At 58.4% G+C, this 22,021-nt stretch carries 24 protein-coding genes; 8 read left to right on the forward strand and 16 right to left on the reverse strand.

Going from position 1 to position 22,021, the window contains the following annotated elements:
- Nucleotides 1-50: 50 nt before the first annotated feature.
- The 3 genes from CLM58_RS15315 to CLM58_RS15325 are packed head-to-tail and all read right to left on the reverse strand — an operon-like array spanning nucleotide 51 to nucleotide 3,458.
- Nucleotides 51-1,130, reverse strand: coding sequence for a BamA/TamA family outer membrane protein (locus CLM58_RS15315; protein WP_143226591.1), 1,080 nt, complete (start codon nucleotides 1,128-1,130; stop codon nucleotides 51-53).
- A gap of 1 nt (nucleotide 1,131) precedes the next feature.
- Entirely contained in the window at nucleotides 1,132-1,971 is an 840-nt protein-coding gene (locus tag CLM58_RS15320; RefSeq protein ID WP_095596738.1) for an efflux RND transporter periplasmic adaptor subunit, read from the reverse strand.
- Nucleotides 1,971-3,458, reverse strand: coding sequence for a TolC family protein (locus CLM58_RS15325; RefSeq protein WP_095596739.1), 1,488 nt, complete (start codon nucleotides 3,456-3,458; stop codon nucleotides 1,971-1,973). The genes CLM58_RS15320 and CLM58_RS15325 overlap by 1 nt, the downstream gene beginning before the upstream one ends.
- 694 nt (nucleotides 3,459-4,152) lie before the next feature.
- On the opposite strand from CLM58_RS15325, the gene CLM58_RS15330 reads away from it, so the two are divergent.
- The 3 genes from CLM58_RS15330 to CLM58_RS17375 are packed head-to-tail and all read left to right on the forward strand — an operon-like array spanning nucleotide 4,153 to nucleotide 5,568.
- Nucleotides 4,153-4,536 (forward strand): NADH:ubiquinone oxidoreductase subunit NDUFA12, encoded by a 384-nt coding sequence (locus CLM58_RS15330; RefSeq protein WP_095596740.1) that lies wholly within the window; start codon nucleotides 4,153-4,155, stop codon nucleotides 4,534-4,536.
- A gap of 7 nt (nucleotides 4,537-4,543) precedes the next feature.
- A complete protein-coding gene (gene mlaD / locus CLM58_RS15335) occupies nucleotides 4,544-4,993 on the forward strand; it encodes an outer membrane lipid asymmetry maintenance protein MlaD (protein WP_095596741.1) in 450 nt (149 codons plus the stop codon).
- Nucleotides 4,990-5,568, forward strand: coding sequence for a DUF2155 domain-containing protein (locus CLM58_RS17375; protein WP_229666084.1), 579 nt, complete (start codon nucleotides 4,990-4,992; stop codon nucleotides 5,566-5,568). The genes mlaD and CLM58_RS17375 overlap by 4 nt, the downstream gene beginning before the upstream one ends.
- Here CLM58_RS17375 and aat read toward each other — a convergent pair.
- From aat to CLM58_RS15370, 6 genes are all read right to left on the reverse strand, one after another.
- Nucleotides 5,511-6,146: a leucyl/phenylalanyl-tRNA--protein transferase gene (aat, locus tag CLM58_RS15345; protein ID WP_095596742.1), complete on the reverse strand. Its 636-nt coding sequence runs from the start codon at nucleotides 6,144-6,146 to the stop codon at nucleotides 5,511-5,513. The two genes, CLM58_RS17375 and aat, sit on opposite strands and share 58 nt — an antisense overlap.
- On the reverse strand, nucleotides 6,147-7,496 hold the full coding sequence (gene accC / locus CLM58_RS15350) for an acetyl-CoA carboxylase biotin carboxylase subunit (RefSeq protein ID WP_095596743.1): 1,350 nt from the start codon (nucleotides 7,494-7,496) through the stop codon (nucleotides 6,147-6,149). It abuts the gene before it with no gap.
- A 10-nt stretch (nucleotides 7,497-7,506) separates the two neighbouring features.
- Nucleotides 7,507-8,007, reverse strand: coding sequence for an acetyl-CoA carboxylase biotin carboxyl carrier protein (accB, locus tag CLM58_RS15355; protein ID WP_095597148.1), 501 nt, complete (start codon nucleotides 8,005-8,007; stop codon nucleotides 7,507-7,509).
- A 258-nt stretch (nucleotides 8,008-8,265) separates the two neighbouring features.
- Nucleotides 8,266-8,655, reverse strand: coding sequence for a RidA family protein (locus CLM58_RS15360; RefSeq protein ID WP_095596744.1), 390 nt, complete (start codon nucleotides 8,653-8,655; stop codon nucleotides 8,266-8,268).
- The gene (gene clpX / locus CLM58_RS15365) at nucleotides 8,655-9,920 is read right to left on the reverse strand and encodes an ATP-dependent Clp protease ATP-binding subunit ClpX (RefSeq protein WP_095596745.1); all 1,266 of its coding nucleotides are present in this window, start codon (nucleotides 9,918-9,920) and stop codon (nucleotides 8,655-8,657) included. The genes CLM58_RS15360 and clpX overlap by 1 nt, the downstream gene beginning before the upstream one ends.
- Nucleotides 9,921-10,054: 134 nt before the next feature.
- Nucleotides 10,055-10,684: an ATP-dependent Clp protease proteolytic subunit gene (locus tag CLM58_RS15370; protein ID WP_095596746.1), complete on the reverse strand. Its 630-nt coding sequence runs from the start codon at nucleotides 10,682-10,684 to the stop codon at nucleotides 10,055-10,057.
- Between the two features lie 219 nt (nucleotides 10,685-10,903).
- Between CLM58_RS15370 and CLM58_RS15375 the strand changes: the two genes are divergently transcribed.
- The 3 genes from CLM58_RS15375 to CLM58_RS15385 are packed head-to-tail and all read left to right on the forward strand — an operon-like array spanning nucleotide 10,904 to nucleotide 14,420.
- A complete protein-coding gene (locus tag CLM58_RS15375; protein ID WP_373286794.1) occupies nucleotides 10,904-12,106 on the forward strand; it encodes an ABC transporter substrate-binding protein in 1,203 nt (400 codons plus the stop codon).
- 38 nt (nucleotides 12,107-12,144) lie between these two features.
- On the forward strand, nucleotides 12,145-13,791 hold the full coding sequence (locus CLM58_RS15380; RefSeq protein ID WP_308422181.1) for an ABC transporter permease: 1,647 nt from the start codon (nucleotides 12,145-12,147) through the stop codon (nucleotides 13,789-13,791).
- A complete protein-coding gene (locus tag CLM58_RS15385) occupies nucleotides 13,788-14,420 on the forward strand; it encodes an ATP-binding cassette domain-containing protein (RefSeq protein ID WP_095596747.1) in 633 nt (210 codons plus the stop codon). Before CLM58_RS15380 ends, CLM58_RS15385 begins: the two co-directional genes overlap by 4 nt.
- Here the strand turns inward: CLM58_RS15385 and CLM58_RS15390 are convergent.
- Genes CLM58_RS15390 through CLM58_RS15420 form a run of 7 tightly spaced genes read right to left on the reverse strand, consistent with a single transcriptional unit; the run spans nucleotide 14,417 to nucleotide 20,619 of the window.
- A complete protein-coding gene (locus tag CLM58_RS15390) occupies nucleotides 14,417-14,845 on the reverse strand; it encodes an ion channel (protein ID WP_229666083.1) in 429 nt (142 codons plus the stop codon). The two genes, CLM58_RS15385 and CLM58_RS15390, sit on opposite strands and share 4 nt — an antisense overlap.
- Nucleotides 14,846-14,904: 59 nt before the next feature.
- Nucleotides 14,905-15,627, reverse strand: a complete 723-nt coding sequence (locus CLM58_RS15395; protein ID WP_095596748.1) for an SDR family NAD(P)-dependent oxidoreductase — start codon at nucleotides 15,625-15,627, stop codon at nucleotides 14,905-14,907.
- Between the two features lie 3 nt (nucleotides 15,628-15,630).
- Nucleotides 15,631-16,179: a DUF3833 domain-containing protein gene (locus CLM58_RS15400; protein ID WP_095596749.1), complete on the reverse strand. Its 549-nt coding sequence runs from the start codon at nucleotides 16,177-16,179 to the stop codon at nucleotides 15,631-15,633.
- Nucleotides 16,176-17,405: an MFS transporter gene (locus tag CLM58_RS15405; RefSeq protein WP_095596750.1), complete on the reverse strand. Its 1,230-nt coding sequence runs from the start codon at nucleotides 17,403-17,405 to the stop codon at nucleotides 16,176-16,178. Before CLM58_RS15405 ends, CLM58_RS15400 begins: the two co-directional genes overlap by 4 nt.
- 27 nt (nucleotides 17,406-17,432) lie before the next feature.
- Nucleotides 17,433-18,590: an SAM-dependent methyltransferase gene (locus CLM58_RS15410; RefSeq protein ID WP_095596751.1), complete on the reverse strand. Its 1,158-nt coding sequence runs from the start codon at nucleotides 18,588-18,590 to the stop codon at nucleotides 17,433-17,435.
- Nucleotides 18,590-19,342: a DUF1365 domain-containing protein gene (locus CLM58_RS15415; protein WP_095596752.1), complete on the reverse strand. Its 753-nt coding sequence runs from the start codon at nucleotides 19,340-19,342 to the stop codon at nucleotides 18,590-18,592. The genes CLM58_RS15410 and CLM58_RS15415 overlap by 1 nt, the downstream gene beginning before the upstream one ends.
- Entirely contained in the window at nucleotides 19,339-20,619 is a 1,281-nt protein-coding gene (locus CLM58_RS15420) for an NAD(P)/FAD-dependent oxidoreductase (RefSeq protein ID WP_095596753.1), read from the reverse strand. Before CLM58_RS15420 ends, CLM58_RS15415 begins: the two co-directional genes overlap by 4 nt.
- Nucleotides 20,620-20,748: 129 nt before the next feature.
- Between CLM58_RS15420 and CLM58_RS15425 the strand changes: the two genes are divergently transcribed.
- Nucleotides 20,749-21,372: a sigma-70 family RNA polymerase sigma factor gene (locus tag CLM58_RS15425; protein ID WP_408608216.1), complete on the forward strand. Its 624-nt coding sequence runs from the start codon at nucleotides 20,749-20,751 to the stop codon at nucleotides 21,370-21,372.
- 3 nt (nucleotides 21,373-21,375) lie between these two features.
- The gene (locus tag CLM58_RS15430) at nucleotides 21,376-22,011 is read left to right on the forward strand and encodes a ChrR family anti-sigma-E factor (protein ID WP_095596754.1); all 636 of its coding nucleotides are present in this window, start codon (nucleotides 21,376-21,378) and stop codon (nucleotides 22,009-22,011) included.
- Nucleotides 22,012-22,021: the final 10 nt, after the last annotated feature.

Here is a 22,021-nt window from a genome sequence, read left to right on the forward strand (position 1 = left end):
GCGGGACCCTTGTCGCCACAAACGGGCACAGATATCTGCGCCCCTACAAATCAGAACACCGCGTTCAAGCTAAGCGAGAAAGTCTGCGTCTCGTCGCCATCACGTGTGTTCATGGGTTCCGCGACCGAGGCCCGAAGGCGCCCGAACCCGGCATCCCAATTCAAAGAAATCCCCGCGCTGCTGCGCAAGTGATAGTCGTTGCTGCTGACCGATGCGGTTGCACCGGGCAAATCCCAGACCGACCCAAAATCGGTGAAGACACCGATACTTAGGTCACGGCGCGGAAGCGGTGTCAGCACTTCCAAAGTGCCGAATACATAACGCGTGCCGCCCAAAGCCTCGCCCGTGTCCACGTCGCGCGGACCAAGGCCGCCGTAGGAAAATCCGCGCGGGCTGGTGCCGCCAAGGAACGCACGGTCAATGACCGACACATGCTCCCCATCGCGACCTTCGATCACACCGGTTTCGGCCATCACGTTCAGCACAGATTTTCCGAACAGCGGAAGCATATTGTTGGTCCCCACAGCCACCTGCGAGAACTTGCGTGCGCCGCCCAGACCGGACAGGCGAACACTGGCATAAGCAGAATTTCCAGGAGCAAGGATGTCATCCGTGTCACGCGTTGACCATCTCAACGAGGCGCCAATGCCCGCCGCGTGGGATTTACCTTCGTCGATGGTGATGAAATCCGACACGTCATCGCCGAACCCGTCCAGCTCGGTTTCGGTCCAAAACAACTCTGTGCTGTAAGATAGGCTGTCTGTCAGGTCCACTGACAGGCCAAGCGCTGCTCCCCAAGAGGTCTCGTCATACGATTGGAAATCCCAATCCGATCCAGATCCTTTGACGGACAGCTTCACCTGAGCATTGTTGCCCAACGACGTGGTATCCAGCCCCCAGACCTTAGAGGCGCGCAGGTTGGCGCCAAAGCCTTCTTCCCCGGCACGATAGGTCAAGCCAACGTCGATGCCCTTGGACAGGATGTCTTCGACATCCAACGACACGAACGCAGTCGCCCCGTATTTGGTCGAATAGCTTAGCCCAGTGGACAGCTCGCCAACGGCCTGAGCTTGTCCCAGCCCCGGAGCGGTCATCAGAAGAATAGCGGCGAGTGCGCGCGTCTTAGTCACGTTACATAGTCCCTTGCATCGGCATCAGGCATTTGCTGCCCGGCAGCACGTCTGGCGCGTCAAGTTTGAAGAACACGCTGACCGTGTTCGACGCCAGATCGGCAAGCTGCGCCACGTAGTCCAGTTGGACCGGCTGAGGCGCGCCGTCGTTGATGAAAATTTCGAAAGTCTCGCGCTGCAAAAGCGCCGAAAGCTGCGCCGAGGGGACGAAGGTCTCGACCCGCAGCGGCTGGTTCACATAGATGGTGGCGACGGGGCGACCTGCGGTCCCCTCGCCCGGATCAACCAGATCTTCCCCCACAACGCCCGCGACTTGCGCACGTATGGTCGAGAGCTCGATCAGGGTTCGGGCGCGTTCGACCTCGACCGCGGCCAGATCAAGACGCTCGCGTTCCTGCTGAATGTTGTCCTTGGTGATCGAAAGTTCCAGAAGCGCATCTTCGTGGTCGGCTACGGACACCGCCTTGCGCTTAACCCCTTCAGCCAGACGCGCCTCGCGCTTCTTGGCCCCTTGGAAACGGGTTTCGGCGGCGGCCAACCCTCCCTGAGATGATGCCGTAAGCTCTGCGATCCGCAGTTCAGCCCGGGCCAGAGCGCTGTTCAATTCGACCAGCGGGTCTCCCGGGGCAACACGTGCCCCCGGTTCGACGAACACTTTGTCCACCACGCCATCAAGGATCGAATTCACCTCGACCACGCGCAGGGGTTTGATGGTGCAGTTCATCATTGGTCTGGCTTTGTTACCCTGACGGGCATTGAAGTCCTCGATGGATGTAACAGACTGGGCTGCCGCGATATGCGGCAGCACCAAAGCCAGTACTCCGGTCGAGAAAGCCTTCATCAGAAGGCCGCCTTGGCCAGATCTTCACCCATCAGATATTGCAGGCGAGCCCAGGCACGCAGGTATTCCGCCTGGTAATAAGACACACGCTCACGCGCTAGGTTCAGGCGCAATTGGCGGGCCGCTACGGCCAGATCGACCGACTCACCCGCTTCAACCCGTTGACGTTCCGAGCTTAGCGCACGACCTGCCTGCGATGCCGCTGAGCGCGCGCTGCTGACGGCTTTGCTAAGCTGCCCCATGCGTGCGTGGGTGGCGCGGATTTCGGTTTCCAGCTGACGTCGGCTGGCGTGGTATTCCAGCACCTCGGCCCGCGCATCTACGGTGGCCGGCAGACGGGCATAACCGTTGCCCCGCGCGTTGAAGATTGGAATTGTCAGGCGAAGGCCGACAGTCGTGTCTTCGGTTTCGGACCCGCCACCAAAACGGCTGGCCTCGCGGGTTTCAGCCTCAAGCGTGGCATAGGCGTTCAGGACAGGCGCGAAGTCTTCCGAAAGCGCCCTCTTCCGGTTGATTTCTGCCCCAACAGCACGCAGCGCGGATGCCATAACGGCCGGGTTGTTGGTCAGGCCAGCCTCGACCGCGTCATCTGCGGACACTCGGCGCTCCGCCCCGAAAATAGAGCTGGGCAGTTGAACATCACTGATATCGCGCACAACAGCGCCGGTCAGGAAGGACAGATCGCCGATGGCGTTAGCGTAACGGGCGGATTCGTTGGCCTCTTCGGCGGCAAGGTTCGCGCGTTCGCTGCGAAGCGAGCTTTCTTCCACCACATTGCCAAGACCGATTTCTTCCAGCGCGTTACGGCTGTTGATTTGACGACCAATCAGGTTTTGGCGCTGCCGCAGAGATGCCGACTGTCGTTTGGCCTGAACGGCGACGACATAAGCGTCGAAGACCTCATAGGACACGTCGCGAACGGTGCCGATATAGTCAACCTCGGCAAGGCTGCGGGCGTTCTTGGCGTATTGAATGCCAAAGATGCGACCCAAATCCAGAATCGGTTGCTGGAGCATCAGCGTTGTGGTGGTGACCGGGTATTGCGCTTCGCCCAACTCAAAGACTTCGTTGTCGGTCGAGATCACGGCCTGATCGACCTCGCTTTGATCGTAAACAAAGCTTACCTGAGGAAGATAGCCGAAGATCGCGTTCAGACGCAGCGCATCGGCTTTGTTGATCGATTGAGCGGCGGCACCGATGCGGGTGTTACGCTCCAGCGCCGAGGCCAGAAGCTGGGGCAACTGTGCGCGGTCAGCGACTTCCACCTGCGAGCCATAAGGGCCAGCCAGCGCGCCTGTCGCATTCTCTTTGCCCAGCAACTTGGCCAAGCGTTCATCCGACTTGGCTTTGTGATCGGAATCGATCCCGTTTTCAAGAAGGCCTGCCAGACGCTCATCTGTTGCTTTGGTCGTCGCGCCCTCGCCACATCCGATCAGACCGCCAGCCATCGCCAGCGCAGCAACGTGCTTCGCGTATTTAAAAGACATCTGCTCTCCCCATCGCGCCGATTTTAAATAATCGGGCAGTTACTCGTCACAACAGCACTTTGGCTTCCCATCCAAAGCTTTGATTTTTCCACCAGAAGTAGAAGATTGGTAGCCGCTCATGCAATCTGCGATTTCACCTAGATCTTCGGTTTGTGTCACCTATCGGACAATTGCCAACGATCTTCAGGAAAAACCTCACACTGAGACTACGCCACCCTCCTTAACGCCTTGCTAGTTACGACCTTTGTAAGGGTGATTATGTCCTAAATGTGGCAAGCCAAATCCTATCTTGCGCAACATTGAACAACGGCTCTCGAAAGTCGGCTGACGGACATTCAAAGTCGACAAAAAAATCGAACGAGATGATCAAGGCGGTTAATCTTTAGGCACCTAAAAGCGAGAGAAGGCGGCGCGTTCAGGACATCCCTATGGATTCTTCGTTGCGTGAATCGCCATTTGATCCACCACTATCAGACGCGGCACCGCATAACCTTTTGGCTATTAAAATGCGAAATTCAGAACGACAGCAGTGCTATCGGTAGCATTGTCGCCCTCAACAGATCATTCAACTCGTGAAAATCAGGGTCGACATTAAGGAGGGAAAATCGCCGCATCCCTGCTTAAGAGCACCAACCCCGCTGGACCTTTGTTGCGCAATGGTTCATATGAGGGGGAACAAGGACCGGAGGGTTTTATGGGTATTGTCAACACGTTCATGCATCTTGTCACTTGGTGGAACGGCCAAACTCTTGGCACACGTATTTTCACCTCGCGCAATGGCGTAAAAGTCGGCGAAGACGAGCAGGGCAATATCTATTACCAGTCCAAGGACGGCAAACGTCGTTGGGTGATCTATAACGGTCTGGTCGAAGCGTCGCGCGTGTCGCCTGACTGGCATGGTTGGCTGCACCACACATTTGACGAACATCCCGGTGAAGAGCCCCTGTGGCACAAGTCGTGGGAAAAGCCGCACCAAGAGAATCTGACCGGAACGGCCGAGGCCTATGCCCCGGCAGGCTCGTTGCGCCAGGCACAGCCTGCAGAACGCCGCGACTATGAGGCCTGGCAGCCGGAGTAACCGCCTGATGGGTGAAAATACGACAGAAGTTATGGTTGGCGGCGCCGTTCTGGCGGCCGCCATTGGTTTTTTGGTCTATGCCAGTGACGCCACCGGCACCGGCCAGTCTACTGCAGGCCAATATGACCTGACGGCCAGCTTCCGCTCGGCCCAAGGGGTAAACGTGGGTACGGATGTACGCCTTGCGGGCGTGAAGGTTGGTACTGTGACTTCTCTGGATCTGAACCCCACCACGTTCCGTGCGGATGCGACCTTCTCGGTCAACAACGACATTGAACTGCCTGACGACAGCGCCGCCTTGGTAGCGGCCGAAGGTTTGCTGGGCGGGTATTACGTGGAACTGGTTCCCGGCGGCTCTCCGTTCAATCTGGAACCGGGGGCCGAGATCGAAGACACGCAGGGCTCTGTCAGCCTGATATCGCTGCTGCTGAAATTCGTCTCGGGTGAGGGCGAATGATCCGTTTGGCCGTTCTGGCCAGCTTGTTGGCCACCTCTGCCCTTGCGCAGACGCTGGAAACCGTTCCGGGCAATGCCTCGGGTGCGACCTTGGAATCTACGCCCCAAGGTGTGATCAGCCTACAGTCGCTGGTCGACGGTGAAGCCACGATCGAAGATCTGACCGGCAGCGGCGCAAGCTTGGGAACCGTAACCGGCAGCGGTGCGACCCTAGAGACCGTCACCGAGGAAAATGGGATTACGCTGGAAAACGCCCCGCCCAACGCCGCGACTGCGCCGGGTGCGGTATTGCGTATGGCGGACCGGGTTGACGGCACGCTGATCGACCTGACCATGGAAAACAACAGCACCCGCGTCGCGGGTGCCCTGACCATCGGTCTGGGTGAGTGTCGCTATCCCATCGCCAACCCGGCCAGCGACGCCTTCGCCTATGTCACTGTGGCCGAGGCCGAGGATCAGCTGTTCTCAGGCTGGATGATCGCCTCTAGCCCGGCGCTGTCAGCGATGGACCACCGTCGCTATGACGTCTGGGTGCTGCGCTGTATCAACGTCGAGGCCGCGGGCAACGACGGCTGAGTGAAATCGGCCGGGACATTAAGGGCCTTGGTCAAACGCTCTCGATAGTCCTTTCGGGAAATCTCTACCCCACCAAGCGACGCCAGATGGTCCGTCAGGAACTGGGTGTCGCACAGGACAAACCCAGCTTCACGCAGGTGATCGACCAGATAGGCCAGCGCAATCTTAGAGCCATTGGTTCGGCGCGAGAACATGCTCTCTCCGAAAAAGGCGCCCGCTAGGGCCACGCCATAGGTGCCGCCGATCAGGGTGTCATCATCCCAGACCTCTAGCGAATGGGCAAAGCCAATACGGTGCAGTTCGGCATATAGGTCAAAGATCGTATCGTTGATCCAGGTTTCTTCCCGATCCGCGCAGGCGCGCACCACGCCCGCAAAGTCGCGGTTCAGAGTGACCTGATAGTCTTCTTTCAGGATCGCTTTGCGCAAGGAACGCGAGATATGAAACCCATCAAGAGGCAGCACACCGCGTTTGTCGGGGTCGACCCAGAAGACCTCTGGATCGTCCCGTGATTCTGCCATGGGGAAGACCCCGCCCGCATAGGCCTGCAGCAGCAGTTCAGGGGTCAGCTTGGTCATTTAGGCCGACAGGTTGGTTTCCAACCACTTTTCCAGCCAGTGGATGTCGTAGTCGCCGGTCAGCACGGCCTCTTCCTGCAGAAGCGCATGGAAAAGTGGAACCGTGGTGTCGACACCATCGACGATCAACTCGGCCAAAGCACGGCTGAGACGCGCCAGCGCCTCTGGCCGGTCGCGACCGTGAACGATCAGCTTGGCGATCAGGCTGTCGTAGTATGGCGGGATTGAATAGCCATCATAAAGGGCCGAATCCATCCGGACACCCAGACCACCGGGTGCATGGTACTGCGTGATCTTACCGGGGCACGGCGAGAAATTCGGCAGTTTTTCCGCGTTGATCCGAACCTCGATCGCGTGACCGTTGATTTCCAGATCGTCTTGGCTAAAGGACATATCCATGCCAGCCGCCACGCGGATTTGTTCACGCACCAGATCGACACCAAAGATACCTTCGGTAACCGGGTGTTCCACCTGCAGACGGGTGTTCATTTCGATGAAATAGAACTCTCCATCCTCATACAGGAATTCGATCGTGCCAGCGCCGATATAGTTGATCTGCGCAACCGCATCGGCACAGACTTTACCAATCCGCGCGCGGGTTTCGGCGTCAATCGCAGGGCCCGGGGCCTCTTCGAAAACCTTCTGGTGACGACGCTGCAACGAGCAGTCGCGTTCGCCCAGATGCACGGCTTTGCCTTTACCGTCGCCAAAGACCTGAATCTCGATGTGGCGCGGCTTGCCGAGGTATTTCTCGATATAGACTTCGGGGTTGCCGAACGCGGCCTTGCCTTCTGCGCGTGCAGTGCGGAATGCCTCTTCCAGTTCACCCGCGGACTTGGCCAGCTTCATCCCGCGGCCACCGCCACCTGCGGTCGCCTTGATGATGACAGGGTACCCGATTTCTTCGGCCACTTTCTGCGCGGTCTCATAGTCGGGAACGCCGCCATCAGAGCCGGGAACGCAAGGTACGCCCAGCTTTTTCATGGTGTCTTTGGCGGTTATCTTATCGCCCATGATGCGGATGTGATCCGCGGTTGGGCCGATAAAGGTGATGTCGTGGTCCTGTACGATCTGCACGAAATTCGCGTTCTCAGACAGGAAGCCATAACCGGGGTGAATGGCCTCTGCCCCGGTGATCTCACAGGCCGAGATAATGGCCGGGATCGACAAGTAGCTTTCCGAGCCGGGGTTCGGACCGATACAGACGCTTTCATCCGCCATGCGTACGTGCATCGCGTCGGCATCGGCGGTCGAATGTACCGCGACCGACTTGATGCCCATCTCGCGGCAGGCACGGATCACACGAAGGGCGATCTCTCCACGGTTGGCGATCAGGATTTTATCGAACATGGGCTCAGCCTTATTCGATGATCATCAGGGGGGCGCCGAATTCGACAGGGCTGCCGTCTTCGATCAGGATCCGCTTTACGGTGCCGGCTTTGGGCGCCGGGATCTGGTTCATGGTTTTCATCGCTTCGATGATCATGACCGTCTGGCCCTCGGCGACCGTTGCGCCAACAGTCACGAACGACGGTGCTCCCGGCTCTGGCTGCAGATAGGCGGTGCCTACCATCGGCGAGGTCAACGCGCCCGGGTGCTGGGCAGGATCATCTTCTGCCGGTGCGGCAGCAGGGGCAGCGGCAGGCGCGGCAGGTGCTGCCGCAACAGGGGCCGGAGCGGCGGCAACCGGAGCTGCAACAGCAACAGGTGCGGCTTGCACGGTGCGCGCTACACGAACGTCAAGGACTTGGTCCTCGCCATAGCTGCGGGTAACCTCGATCTCGGTCAGATCATTGGCGCTGAGCATTTCTGCCAAAGCCTGAATGAAGGCGACATCTGCATCTTTGGTCTGATCGGTCATGCGTTCCTCGACTGCTTTTGTTTTTGTCCATTCTTCTGGCATCTCAACCAGCGGTGCCGCGCTTATAATCCAGCAATTCTACTGTGAAAAGCGACGACCGCATATGTTTCGCTATGCTTCAATGGATTTATGGCATCAGTTGGGAATTGTAAGAGCGGAAATTGACGCCGAACAAAGTCCGCGCAATTTTCCTTATAAACTTGAAGAAATCGCGCAAGGGAATTGCGCGATGCCTTGTCATGTTCCGTGGGGATTCGGTCAGTCTTGGATCACACGAGCTGTCAGCTCGATCTCGATTTTCATGGCCGGGTCGATCAAACCCGCCTGAATCATCGTCGCCGCTGGGGGCGTTTCCTTGAAAAGCTTGCCCAAAACCGGCCAGCAGGCCTCGAAATCCTTGGCGTCGGGCAGGATGTAACGCACACGCAGGGTCTGGTCGAAACTGGACCCTGCTTTTTCCAAGGCAGCGCCGATCACCGCCATCGCGTTGCGGCACTGGTCGGCAACCTTCTTTGGCATCTCGCCGGTTTCAGGGTCCGCCCCGGTGGTGCCGGAAACATAAACGATCCCGTCCGCAACGACTGCACGGCAATAGCCGATCCTGGGCTCATAGGGAGAGCCCGAAGATATCCGCATAATGGGGGTCATCAGCTTGCGCTTACGCCTTCGGCTTGGGCGTCGGCATGGATCATCAGCGGCGCGGCACCAGCGGTCACGGCCTCTTCATTCACGACGACCTCTTCAACGCTATCCAGACCTGGCAGGTCGAACATGGTGTCCAGCAGGATGTCTTCCATGATGGAACGCAAACCACGCGCACCGGTCTTCCGCTCGATCGCGCGTTTGGCGATGGCGGCCAGTGCATCGTCGGTGAAGGTCAGCTTGGCATCTTCCAGTTCGAACAGACGCTGGTACTGTTTGACCAACGCGTTCTTTGGCTTGGTCAGGATGGTCACCAGCGCGTCTTCATCCAGATCGGTCAGTGTCGCGATCACAGGCAGACGACCGACGAATTCCGGGATCAGACCGAATTTCAGCAGATCTTCTGGTTCCAGCTCGGTGAAAAGCTCGCCCACGCCACGGTCGTCATTCTCTTTCACATCGGCCCCAAAGCCAATGGCAGAGCCCTTACCACGTTGTGCGATGATCTTGTCCAAGCCCGCAAAGGCACCGCCACAGATGAACAGGATGTTCGTGGTGTCGACCTGCAGGAATTCTTGTTGCGGATGCTTGCGGCCACCTTGCGGCGGAACACTGGCAACCGTGCCTTCCATAATCTTCAGCAGCGCTTGCTGCACACCCTCACCCGAAACGTCGCGGGTGATCGAGGGGTTGTCGGACTTGCGCGTAATCTTGTCGACCTCGTCGATATAGACGATACCGCGCTGCGCACGCTCGACGTTGTATTCGGACGCCTGAAGCAGTTTCAGGATGATGTTCTCGACATCCTCACCCACGTAACCGGCCTCGGTCAGTGTGGTGGCGTCGGCCATGGTGAAGGGCACATCCAGAATGCGCGCCAGTGTCTGCGCCAGAAGCGTCTTACCGCATCCGGTGGGACCGATCAGCATGATGTTCGACTTCGCCAGCTCGATGTCGCCGGACTTCTGCGCGTGGTTCAGACGTTTGTAGTGGTTGTGCACCGCTACCGACAGAACCCGTTTCGCATGAGCCTGCCCGATGACGTAATCATCCAGAACGTCGCAGATTTCCTGTGGCGTCGGCACCCCGTCAGAGGTCTTCAGGCCAGAGCCCTTGGTCTCTTCCCGGATAATGTCCATGCAAAGCTCGACACATTCATCGCAGATGAAGACGGTCGGGCCGGCGATCAGCTTGCGAACCTCGTGCTGGCTTTTGCCACAGAACGAGCAGTAAAGCGTGTTCTTCGAGTCGCTGCTGGAATTCGTCGCCATGCGTTTCCCCTAAGGTTTGGGCCCGGACTTTCCGGACCCGTCGGAGTTTCAGTGTCTCTAAGGCTACAGCCTAAGTCAGACGATTTTCGGGCACAATCGCAAAATCGTGCTAGCCGATGAGCGTTGCAGAGTGGTTACTCTGCCTCTTCACCGGATTTCGAGCGGTTTTCAACGATTTCATCGATCAAACCCCAGTCTTTCGCCTGTTCGGGATCCATGAAGTTGTCGCGCTCCAACGCGTCCACCACGGCCTCGAACTTCTGACCGGTGTGTTTAACGTAGATCTGGTTCAGACGATCTTTCAGCTTCTGGGTTTCCTGCGCGTGGATCATGATGTCGGTTGCCTGACCCTGATAGCCACCCGAAGGCTGATGCACCATAATGCGTGAGTTCGGCAGCGAGAAGCGCATGCCCGGCGAACCCGCCGCCAGCAGCAGCGAACCCATCGACGCCGCCTGACCCACAACAAGGGTCGACACCTTCGGCTTGATGTATTGCATCGTGTCGTAGATCGACAGGCCCGAGGTCACCACGCCACCCGGCGAGTTGATGTACATCGAAATCTCTTTGGTCGGGTTCTCGGCCTCAAGGTGCAGCAGCTGCGCCACGATCAGCGAGGACATCCCATCATGCACCGGACCGGTGACGAAGATGATGCGCTCTTTCAGCAGGCGCGAGAAAATATCATAGGCCCGTTCACCGCGAGAGGTCTGTTCAACCACCATGGGAACAAGGTTCATGTAGGTTTCGATGGGATCGTGCATATGTACCTGCCTGCGTTATGGGGCCTAGCCTGCCCGCGTAAATCTTTGAAGAGTCTTAGTAGCGCGTCCTGACCCCTGCAAGGGGCAGACGGTTTTTTCATTTCCATCCGTCCAAGCGCCCGCAACATTCCACACGGAAGTTTTATGACACGTGGCTTCCCCTTCAAGGGGTTGGCTTGGCATAAGATGGTTAAAAGTTCGACAGGAGTTACAAAAATGATCAAACAGCTTGTCTGCGCGGCCGCCTGCGCATTGGCCTTACCCGCCATGGCAGAGCCCGACCCCAAGGATTGGGATGCCGTGTTGGCAGAGGCCAAGGGCCAGACCGTCTATTGGCACGCATGGGGCGGATCAACCGCGACGAACGACTTCATCGCATGGGCGGGCAAGCGGATCAGCGAAGATCACGGCGTAACGCTGGAACATGTGAAACTGGTTGATACGGCAGATGCTGTCGGTCAGGTCGTGTTCGAGAAAAGCGCCGGCAAAGACGCAGGCGGCGCGGTTGACCTCATCTGGATCAATGGCGCGAACTTCGCATCCATGAAGGAAAACGACCTGCTGTTTGGTCCCTTCGCCGAAGACCTGCCAAACTGGGAACTGGTGGATTACGAGAACAAATCCGCCGTTCGCAACGACTTCACCATCCCGACCGACGGTATGGAAAGCCCGTGGGCCATGGCTCAGGTCGTCTTTTATTACGACACGGCGCGCCTGCCAGAGCCGCCAAAGTCAATGGGTGCTCTCGCCGAATGGGCCGCAAACAACCCCGGCCGATACACCTATCCGCAGCCACCCGACTTTCTGGGCACAACCTTTCTGAAGCAAGCACTGCATGGGCTGCTGGACGACCCTTCAATCCTGCAAAAGCCCGCGTCAGATACCACCTATGACACCGTCGCCGCGCCTTTGTGGGCGTATCTGGACGGCCTGACCCCATCTCTCTGGCGTCAAGGCCGCGCCTATCCCACCAGCGGTCCGCAGCAGATTCAGCTGATGGCAGACGGAGAGATCGACCTTGCGATCTCTTTCAGCCCGGGTGAGGCCTCGACCGCGATAGCCAACGACCAGCTGCCCGATACCGTCCGCACTTTTGTGATGGATGGCGGCACGATCGGCAACGCCAGCTTCGTAGCGATCCCCTATAACGCCAACGCCAAAGCAGGCGCGATGGTTTTGGCCAACTTCCTGCTGTCAGCAGAGGCGCAGGCCAACGCACAAGACCCGAATGTACTTGGCTATGGCACAGTTCTGTCGATGGACAAGATCGGCGAAGAGGGTCGCGCCAAGTTCGACGCGCTTGATCTGGGCATCGCAACAATAACCCCGGCCGAGCTGGGTGCCGCTCTGCCCGAACCCCATCCAAGCTGGATGACCCGTATCGCTGAAGATTGGGTCAGCCGTTATGGGGTCACCCAATAACCCTTCTTAGGTACGCACCTTGGCTGGCCCTAGCCGTCTTGCTGGGGCCGGTATTTGCGGGGCTGGCGGGAACGCTGGCCCCGGCTTTTGGTCATATGCCCGCTATTGGGCGCGAGGATTGGGATCTGTCCGCATTCCGCGCCTTGTTCACATGGCCCGGACTGCCCGAGGCCGCGCGCCTTAGCCTATTCACGGGCCTCATCGCCACAGTGCTGTCGCTGGCAATCACTACGCTGATTTTGGCAAGCTGGCATGGCACTCGTATCGCCCACTGGGTCGAAGCTGCGCTTTCGCCGCTTCTGGCCGTACCCCATGCCGCTGCTGCCTTTGGGTTGGCCTTCCTGATCGCACCGTCTGGTTGGATTTCCCGGGCCCTGTCCCCTTGGCTGACCGGTTGGGAAAGGCCACCGGACCTGTTGATCACCAATGACCCCAATGGCCTTGCCCTGATCGCCGGGCTGGTCGCCAAAGAGGTCCCGTTCCTGTTGCTGATGTCTCTTGCCGCCCTGCCCCAAATCCACCCGCGGCGCTGCATGATCGTGGCGCAAACTTTGGGGTATGGGCGCGTCACGGGTTGGATGAAAACCATCTTCCCCCAGCTCTACAAACGCATCCGGCTTCCGGTTTACGCGGTGCTGGCGTATTCCATGTCGGTGGTCGATATGGCGATGATCCTTGGCCCGAACACACCGCCGACCCTGTCGGTGCAGATCGTGCGCTGGTCTTCGGCGCCCGATCTTGCCCAACTGTTGACTGCCTCTGCCGGGGCGCTTTTGCAGGCCGCTCTGGTCGTCGCCGCACTCGCCCTGTGGCGTCTGGCAGAGCACCTTGCCCGCGCACCTGCCCGACGCTGGATTGGCACCGGCGTCAGATCCAAACATGACCTTTCCCTGCGCGTATTTGCCCTGATACTGGCTGCTGCCATCGCCATCGCCCTGTTCGGGGGCTTGTTAGGCCAACTTATCTGGTCGCTTTCGGGTTTTTGGAGCTTTCCAGAGGTCTTACCAGACCAGCTTTCCCTAAAAACCTGGTCGAAACAGGCGCCGGGCATGGCCAACCCTGCACTGACAGCTGTGATAATCGCGGGAACAGCAACGGCCATGGCTGTTTTGCTAACCATTGCCTGTCTAGAGGCAGAAACGCGCCTTGGGCTGTACCCGGGTCGCAAAGCGATGTTGCTTTTGTACCTTCCGCTTCTGATCCCGCAGGTCTCTTTCCTGCCCGGACTGCGCGTTCTGTTGGTTCAGGTCGGGATTGGCGTTCATCTGTGGCCCGTTGTACTGGCGCATCTGGTTTTTGTGCTGCCCTATGTCTTCCTGTCACTCAGCGATCCATATCGCGCTTGGGACACCCGATACACCCGCGCAGCTGCGACGCTTGGTGCTTCTCCATCCCGGATCTTCTGGCAGGTACGGTTGCCCATGTTGCTGGCTCCGATCCTGACCGCAGCAGCCATTGGGTTTGCCGTATCGGTTGCTCAATACCTGCCGACCCTGCTGGTAGGTGGCGGCCGTATCACAACGCTGACGACCGAGGCGCTGGCCCTGTCTTCTGGCGGCAACAGACGCATCATCGGGGCCTATGCTTTGGCGCAAACCGCGCTTGTGGTCGTCGGATTTGCCCTTGCCATTCTGGTGCCGCGCTTGGTTTGGTCAAACCGTCGAGGCATGAAGGGATTGGCATGACAGGTCTGGAACTGGACAACCTGCAAATTTGGCACAACGACACGCTGGTTGTTGGGCTGACCGCCTCTGTTGCACCCGGCGAGGCACTGACCGTCATGGGCCCTTCTGGGGTCGGAAAATCAACAATTCTTGCTGCGATTACAGGAACTTTGCCGCCAAACTTCACCCAAGTCGGCACGATCCGCTTGGATGGAAAAACGCTTAACGGCCTACCTCCGCAAGACCGCCACACCGGCATCCTTATGCAAGAGGAACTGCTGTTCCCCCACATGTCCGTTGCGGCCAACCTTGCTTTCGGCCTGCCCGCGGCAATCAAGGGAAAAGCGGCCCGTATGGAACGGATCTGCGCCGCCCTGTCCGAGATTGACCTTGACGGGTTTGAGCATCGAGACCCCGCAACCTTGTCTGGCGGGCAAAAAGCCCGTGTCGCCCTGATGCGGGTTTTACTGTCAGAACCGAGGGTGCTTTTGCTGGATGAACCCTTCTCGCGACTCGACGCGGCGTTGCGTGATCAAATGCGAAGTCTGGTGTTTGACCGGGCCCACGCGCTTGGTCTGCCTGTGCTGCTGGTCACCCATGATCAGGCCGACGCGGATGCAGCTGGCGGCGAGGTTGTCACCCTAGCTTAAATGTTACGCTGCTCTGTCCGGGCGCGACGCAGAACTTCGACCATCATCGCCGCGAACAACCCGATGTTCAGCAGGCCATTCAATGCTGTCATGCCACCAAGGATGCGCCACTCGGTCGGGAGGATGATGTCGCCAAACCCTAGTGTCGTAAAGGACACGATCGTGAAATAGACCGCGGGCTCCAACTGATCGAAAACCCCCAACCCCAAGAAACCGAACGCCCAGATCCAGATGGACATGAAAGTGACCGCCAAAACGATCAGCGCGGTTTTCAGAAGGAGCATGGTCATCTTAAACGCATGCGGCGGGCGGCGGACCCAAGGCATCAGGGTGTCGCTGAACTTTTCCGTCAGCCAGAAACCGGCAGAGGCAAGCACCAGCGTGGTCAGCAACAGCACGGTTCCACAGAATAGCTGAAAGATCATGTCCGCCCTCAAATCCCAATGGACCCGACTTTGCCGCAAAGCTGCAATAGCCGCAACACTCAGCCCATGAGACGGTAGAACAGTTTGCGGGGCAAGAAGCGTCCCAGAGTGAACACCCAGGCGAATGGCCGAGGGAACGCCGTTGAAAACCGGCCCGACCGCATGGCGCGGATCACATGGTCCGCAGCTTCCTCGGGCGTCATGATCTGTGGCATGTCAAAACTGTTCTTCTCGGTAAGACGTGTCTTTATGAAGCCCGGGTTGATCACCTGAACCTTAACTCCGGTCTTGCGAAGATCCGCGTAAAGCGTTTCTCCAAGATGCATCAGCGCAGCCTTGCTTGCGCCATACCCGATTGCGCCGGGCAGACCGCGATACCCGGCCAACGACCCGATCAGAACGATGTGCCCTATATCCCTTTCGACGAAATCAGGAAGCGCCTGCCCCACGACCTCGGCCCCACCCGAGAAATTTGTGGCGATCATCTGGCGGACGGGCTCTGATTTCCATTCCTGAGCGGTCATGGGATCATATGAACCCGCGCAATAGATAACGCCGTCCAGCGGTGGGCATTCAGCGTAGGCATGTGAGACATCAGCAGGGTCAGTCACGTCGAAGGGCAAGGCCACGGCGTCGGGTAACTCGTCCACCAGCGCCTTCAGCTTGTCCGCACTGCGCGCCGACAGAATGACGCGCGCGCCGTCTTTGGACAGCGCGACAGCCAAAGCGCGGCCCAAGCCCTCGCTTGCGCCGACGAGCCAAAAGGTCTTGCCAGCGAACATAGATCAGGCAGCCTCGGGGCGGATGGTCGCCACAAGTTCCGCGACCTTAAGGCCGTACTTGCGCATCTCGGACCGGTTCATGATCACGCCGTTGTCGGTCAGGTACATCCAGTCTGTGACGTTAAGGACATGCCCCCCTGCATCCTCGGCCAGCTTGATGCGATACTTCATTTGAACCGCGCTACCGGACTGTTTGCCTGTGCCTGTACCGATGATGTCTTCGGCCTTGGCACGGATTTCGCCGTCATTGCCAATTTCCAATTCCCAAGCCCGGTTCTGCGTATCGCCACTGGAATAGGTAAACTCTTCGGTCAGACGTCCCCGGTTGCCTTCCCACGTGCCGTGCATCTTGGCCACGAACCGCGACACGACCTTACCGGTCGGCCCATAAATCACGCCTTCTGACAGCAATGGGCCGTTCAGGTGCGTGCGCACGTCAAAGGCGGGAAGCGTCTCGGCATAATCCGAAGGACGCTGCGAGCTAAAGCTAAGGTACCGTCGCCAGCCCAGATAGGCCAAAGCCAGCAAGAAGATCAGAACAAGTGTCGTCATTTTGTCGTCGCCAAAGGCGTCTCCGGCAAGCGCACCACCATCCAGATGGCGCAGAGTTTCAGTATACAGGGCACTACAGCATAGGCCCAGGTCAGAGTGGTCAGCGCTTGCGCGCTATTGGTTTGGCCCGGTTCGAACCCGGCGAAGTCCAGCAGTGGGAGCGTAATCCCTGCTGCCATCGCCAAAGCCAATTTGGCCACGAAAGCCCAAATCCCGAAGGCCACACCAGTAGATACGTTGCCTCGTTCCAATTGGACTGAAAAAAGTGCAGGCAATATGACCATATCCGCACCAAGTGCGGCCCCAGAGGCCGCTGAGATGACGGCAAAGGCCATTGCAGAGCCCGGTGCCAGCGATGCCGCACCAATGAAGGACACGATGGCCAAGACCATCGCGGGCAATAATACGCGTTTTGCCCCGAACCGTTGGCTAAGGCGCGACCAGATCGGGGCAGAGAGGCCCGCGCAGAGAAAAAAGAGCAGCAGAAAGTGCCCCGCATAGTCCGGCAACTGCAACTTGTCTTCGACAAAAAACAGAAACAGGGTCGACGTGATTGCGACAGGCAAAGCATTCACCAATGCCAGTATCAGCACCGGCGTCGCATCCGCGTCGCGCAGGTCGGACAACTTGAATCGAGCCTCATTTGTCTTGACCTGAGGTGGCCAAAGACCCCTGTTCGCAACAAGCATTACGACACCGAGCCCGGCCAAGGTGAGGCCAAGGATTGCATAGCCATCCATCCCCGCGCCGCTGCCAACTTGTGGCAGGCTGACCGCCACCAAGATGCCAACAAGGGTGCCCGTCTCGCGAAAGCCTGCAAGACGGTAGTGACGGTCAGGACCACCACCAGAGGCAAGCTCTACCCCCCGGCCATAGAACAGGATCGTCGCAAAACTGTAGGCGGTGAACACAAGGACCAGAACAGCCAAAAGCCACGCCCCTGTTGGAGTGTCCGGACGCAGGGTGAAAAGAAGAAGGAACCCCAGTGACAGCCCCAAGACCGCGACTGCAGCCAGTAAAGGCCGATTGGCCCCAAACCGGTCAGCAAGACGGCCCAGCAAAGGGTCCTGCACCGTATCAATCAAACGAATGACAACCAGAACAATCGCGAGCGTCGACAGGCTTAGCCCCAGAACGTCGGTCGCATAAAGCGGCAGATGCACATACAGGGGGATCCCTCCACCCGCGAGGAAGGCCGCAAACAAGCTGACCCGGAAATAGCTCATACCACACTCCGGGCCACGACTTTTGCGTCAGGCATGGCGCAGTTCAACCTGCACCACGTTGGTTTGCCCGACCTCGAACGAGGCGGCGCAGATGGCCAGATAGAACTCCCAGTTTCTAAGGAAGCTGTCGCCATATCCAAGCTTTGCGATCTTGTCGCGTTTGGCTTGCAGACGCTCTCCCCACATGCGGCAGGTTTGAGCATAATCGCGGCCGAAGGCGAAGTTGTCCGTCACCTTAAGTCCCGCCCGTCGCGCTTGGTCTGAAATCACGGCATCCGACAGAAGCATTCCACCCGGGAAGGTATATTGGCGGATATAATCTGATCCCCGCCGATAGATGTCGAAATAAGCGTCCGGCACAGTGATCGCCTGTACCACGGCACGCCCCCCTTCGGCCAGCCGGTCGCGCAGTGTGCCGAAGTAATTCGGCCAATAGCGCTCGCCGACCGCCTCGATCATCTCGATCGAGACGATGTTGTCGAACTTGCCCTTCACATCGCGGTAATCCTGCAGTTGGATTTCTGCGCGCCCGTCCAGTCGGGCGTCGGCATAGCCTTTCTGGCTTGGGGAAATCGTCACCCCGGTTACATGGCGGCCCTCATCTGCGGCACGCTCGGCAAACCCGCCCCAGCCACAGCCGATTTCCAAGACCCGCTCACCCTCTTCCAAACGGCCCAGAATACGGTCGTACTTGCGATACTGGCCAAGCTGCAAATCGGTCTCTCCCTGATCGAAAAGGGCCGAGGAATAGGTCATCGAGGGGTCCAGCCACAGCTGGTAGAATTCGTTGCCCACATCGTAATGCGCCTGGATATTTTTCGCGGACCCGCGCTTGGAATTCGCCCGCAGGATGACGTCGATCATGCGGTGCTTAAACAGCGACCACCATGTGCCGTACACATAGGCCTGCAGGTGATCCATGTTGCGCAACGCCACGGTGGTCAGCGTCTCGATCGAAGGCGTATCCCACAGCCCGGCGACATAGGCCTCTCCCATCCCGATATCGCCGCGGGCGGCAATCGCCGTGACAGCGCCCCAGTCGTTGATCTTCATCTCGGCCTGCGGTTCACCCGCGCCGAAGTCATGAATTGTCCCTTCGGGCGTGATCAAGCGCAGACTGCCGATCTTGATGCCTTCGCAGGTCTCTAGGAATTCGTGTTTGATACGGTTGCTGACAAAGCCCATCAGCTGACCTCCTTCGTCGGTGGCAGGGGTCGGGTGCGATAGGGCGCACCTTTGAGTTTCAGGACAATCGCCTGCCAGTAAATCAATGCGATAACGCGCAGTGGCCCAAAGGGTCGGCGTATCGCGGCACCAAGTATAGCACGGTTTGTCAGATCACGCCGGGGCCCGTGCAGGGTCGCGATCACGCCCTCATCCCCGTTCTCGTGCAGGATACGGATCGCAATGTGATCCGGCGTGACCGAGAAGTTGAACGCGTATGTTCCGGCGATCTGCTGAAACGGCGAAACATGAAACAGCTTTTCCGACCGCATCTGCCGGCTTGGCGTGATCGGACCCCAGTTCTCGGTCCGGCACAAATAGCTGTGACGATCCCCAAAAGTGTTATTCACCTCGGCAATTACGGCGACCAGATCATTGCCTTCAAACAGCATCCAGAAGCTGACCGGGTTGAACAAATAGCCAAGAAATCGGGGCTGTGTCAGCAGGCGCAGACGAGTGCTCGCTTGGCGAACATATCCGTGCTCTGCCAACACAGACCACGCCCATGCCGCCCCCTGCCCGCCTGAACGCGGGCCTCCGTGGTTGCGGTCATGGACCGAGGTCAGGTTCATCCTATTGCGTGAGAACAGTCTGGGACCTTGTTTTTCTTCCGGGTCGATCAACACGTAATCGACCCCATACCGAAAGGCGTTCTTCACCGCGCCGCGACGGGCGTGGGTGGTCGTGCCTTTCAGGTGTTGCGGCCAACTCATGCGCAAACCTTGTCAAGCTGGCGGGTGACGCGCACGGCGCTGGCGAACCCGTCTTCGTGGAACCCGTGACGCAAGTAGGCGCCCGCAAACCACGTGTTCCGGTTGCCCTGCATCTCGGCCAGCGTCTTTTGCGCTTTCAGCGCGGCCCGGTCGAAGACCGGATGGCGGAAGGTTTTCTGGTCGTAGATCAGTTCGTCCTGCACCGGGGCGCAGGGGTTCAGTGACACAAATAGCGGATCGCTTTCGGGGATCTGCTGCAACCGGTTCATCCAATAGGTCACGCCAATGGCGGTCTCTTCTTTTGAAGTCTCAGCCTTGTAGACCCAAGAGGCCCAACAGGCCCGCCTGCGCGGCATCTGGGTGACGTCGCGATGCAGGATCATATCATTGTCCTGATAGCGGATTGCCGACAAAGCAGCGGTTTCTTCCAGCGACGCATCGGTCAGCAGGCGCAGACTGTCGTCCGAGTGGCAGGCCATGATGACCTGATCGAATACTTCGGGTTCAGACCCCTCGCAGCGGACCGACGTTTCCACCCCGTTGCGCGTGACAGAGCACACATCCGCACCAGTCCGAACATCCACTTTCATGGTCCGCAGCCAATTTTCCAGACGGCTGACGTATTCGATGCTGCCACCCTCGACTGTCCACCATTGGTGCTGCCCGCGAGCACTTAGCAGCGCGTGGTTGCGGAAAAAGCTGACCAGTGATTTCGCCGGGAACGCGGCGATTTCTTTTGGTGGAGTTGACCAGATCGCCCCGCAAATCGGCATGAGGTAATAGCGCTGGAACCAGTCTCCCAGGTCCAGTTCTTTGACCAACTCGCCAATCGTCACGCTGTCGCATTGCGCGGCGGCCTCGGCCCTTGCGTTGAAGCGGAAGATGTCGCGCACCATGCGAGCGAACCCGGGGCGCATCAGGTTGCGGCGCTGACCGTATAGCGAGACAAGATCAAGCAGGCCGTACTCGACGGAACCGTTATCAATCGTGGCTCCGAAGCTCATATCACTTTTGATGACCGGAACCTCGAGGTCCTGAAACATCCGCGTCAGATGCGGATAATTGACGTAGTTGAATACGATAAACCCGGTGTCCACTGGCTGGTCACCGTTAAGCCCCGCCATGACGGTTCTGGCATGTCCTCCAAGCCGCTTAGCACTCTCGAACAGGGTCACATTGTGATGAGGCGCCAGACGATAGGCGGCCGCCATCCCGGATATACCTCCACCAACAACTGCGATGCGTTGCGGGCGAAGTGGGCGGGCATCAAACGACATGTAGTCTCCTTGTATTTGGAGAGGATACGCGAATTTTTTACAGTTGGATCAATCTCTGTCGAATTTATTTTTGATCCAATTCTAGACCGGCTGCGTAGAGACGATATGCTGGATAGAAATGCAGAAACGATGATCGAAAACTCCGCGGCCTCTGCTGCGGTCGCTTCGCCCATCGTGTCACGCAAATCGACCGGAGGCTCTGTGGACACCATCGAGCTAAGTGAACAGACGCAATGGATGCTGGCGATCCGTGACCAGAGGGACAAGCGTGCCTTCGCGAAACTGTTCGACTTTTACGGCCCGCGTCTGAAGGCCATGGCTATTCGAGGCGGGGCGAGATCGGATCAAGCAGAAGACATCGTGCAAGAGGTCATGTTGTCGATCTGGAACAAGGCGGATCAGTTCGATCCGCACCGCGCACAGGTGTCCGCTTGGGTCTATCGGATCGCGCGGAACCGGCAGGTGGATGTGTTCCGCAAGGAAAGCCGCCCCCTGCCCGAAGCGTTGAAGTGTGAGGAACCGCCGGAAGAAGATGCAGGGCAAATTCTGGCGCTAGAACAAGAAGTTAACCAGTTGAAGAGCGCTTTGGAACGGCTCAAGCCCGACCAAAGGGAAATGATAGAAAAGGCCTACCTGGGTGAGCTAAGTCACAGCGAAATCAGCCGCGAAAGTGGCGTTGCCCTAGGGACCATAAAATCGCGTATCCGTCTGGGGCTGGATCGGCTGCGCCATGAGATGCAAGAGCTACGGTAAGGAATGGAAAACATTAAACACCATATCGACGACCAGTTGTTGGCAGCCTATTCGTCGGGCGCGTTGCCCGCGCCCTATGGCCTTGTCGTATCCGCACATGTGTCGATGTGCGACGAGTGCAGGGCCCGCCTGGGGGCCCATGACACTGCCGGGGGCGCTGTGATGGATGATCTTCCACCAATCGAAGTCTCGGGCGACCTGAAGGCTAAGCTGTTGGAAATGCTGGATGAACCAGCCCAAGACGTTCCGACTTATGAACGTTCGGGCATCTTCCCCGGACCAGTGATGGAGGCGCTGAAAGGCAAGCCGCCGAAGTGGAAACACCTTGGGTTTGGCACCCGCCAGTGCATCCTTTCGCATGGGAAAGAGGGATCGGTCCGTCTACTGTATATCCCACCCGGTCAGGCTGTTCCGGATCATAGCCACAACGGTCTGGAGCTGACTTTGGTCCTTCAGGGCAGCTTTAGCGACGAGGGCGGTCAGTTTGGTGTGGGTGACGTGGAAATCGCGGATGAAAGCGACGAGCACACCCCGATCGCCGGTCCCGAATGCGCCTGTATCTGCCTTGCAGCGACCGACGCGCCACTGCGCTTCAGCAGCTTCGTGCCGCGCATGTTACAGCCGATTTTCCGGATATGACCTGCATATG

It is taken from the genome of Actibacterium pelagium (genome assembly GCF_002285415.1).
Taxonomy (GTDB): domain Bacteria; phylum Pseudomonadota; class Alphaproteobacteria; order Rhodobacterales; family Rhodobacteraceae; genus Actibacterium_B; species Actibacterium_B pelagium.